Source organism: Pseudaeromonas sp. HNCC25DJ180, from assembly GCF_055413345.1.
In genome coordinates this window covers 1-1477 of sequence record NZ_JBVAYF010000034.1, presented here as the reverse complement: position 1 = coordinate 1477, position 1477 = coordinate 1, and the positions used below count along the sequence as shown (strand labels likewise).

Annotated in this window: 1 protein-coding gene; it reads right to left on the bottom strand. The window is 58.8% G+C overall.

Annotation, left to right across the window (positions count from 1 at the left end; genetic code table 11):
* Window positions 1–1477 (bottom strand): retention module-containing protein (locus ACZYTD_RS17135; RefSeq protein WP_463893902.1); only part of this gene is annotated, 1477 nt, incomplete at both ends.

Sequence of the window (1477 nt, the reverse complement as noted above, 5' to 3'; positions counted from 1 at the left end):
GTCCACATTCAGCTGCGGCACATCGTTGCTGCCCTGGATGGTTATCGTCAAACTGGCCGTTGCCGGGTCACCGTCACCATCGACAATGTTATAACTGAAGCTCTCGCTCCGGATTTCCCCCTCCTTCAGTGCCTGCGTGGTCGGCAACGTACTATCCAGGATAAAGCTGTAACTGCCATCGGCTCCCAGCACCAGGCTACCGTACTGACTCAACACGCCCGGTTGTGTCGTCCAACCGTCAAACGTCCGGCCATCCGCGCCCGGTTGTCCATTCGGATGCTGGTCATTCACCAGCACATTGCCACTCACACTCTGCAACGTGCCATCTTCTACCAGTACAATCGGCGTCCCTTCCGCAGTAACCGGTGCATCGTTCACGGCCCGGGGCACATCGTCCAGAACGGGAATGGTGAGCGACAAGCTCGCCGTATCCCCTTCCACATCAGTCACCATCAGTTGCAGCGCATCCAGCAAACGCTCACCATTCACCCCCAAGTGTTCAACCTCGTTCACCAAGGTAAAGCGATAACTCACCGTACCTGTGGCTTCATCAAAACCGGTTAACTGCAGGGTATTGCCCCGCGGCGTCGTAAAGGTCATCGACTCCACCGGTTGACTCAACAACGTACGCAGACTATCCAGCGACAGTTGACGGTCGCCTACCCCTATCGACGCCAATCCTGCCAGCGCCTGCAGGGTGAAACTGCCATCAAATGACAGCGGACCCTTGATGCTGTTCGAGCCCATGGACAAATCAGCCTCATTGAACGCGGGCAACTCCAGAGACTGTGGGACCAGGATGGGATCATCGACGGAATTGACGGTAATGTTGACGATCGCCGTGCTGGTGAGGCCGCTCGGGTCGGTGATGGTATAGGTGATGACATCCGTACCGTGGTAGTTACGCTCCGGTTGGTAAGTTAAGCTGCCGTCCGGGTTGACGGTCACCACACCGTGCTCTGCCAACGGTGTGCCTATGATGGCAATCGCATCACCATCCGGGTCGGAGTCGTTTACCAAGACCGTGATGGTTACCGGCTGATCCTCATCGGTGACCGCCGCATCATTGACCGCCAGCGGCGGATTATTCTCAGCCACCGCAACCGGTTCGGTCGGTGCAATCACTCCACTGCTGCTGTAACTGGTATCAAAGCCCGCTGCGGCCAAGGTGCTCACCCCGGTTCGATCCACAGAGACAAAGCCGGCATTACCACTACCGCCCGCGCCACCGCCCCCGGCACCGGGTGCCCCACCGGCAGCGGTAGCTTCAAAGTTCAGGGTGGGGTCTACCCCCTGCAAAATAGCTTGTTGAATGGCGGCGATATCACTGGTGCCCTGAGCCCCCAGCGGCGAGACCCCTACCGGCCCCGTTTGTGCGTTAAGCGCCCCCACCGGAACAATAGCGGGCATCTCTGGCATAGCCGGCGGCTGGGAGGCCGAACTACTGTCACCTGGCTCCAGTTGTACGTGAGCCCCA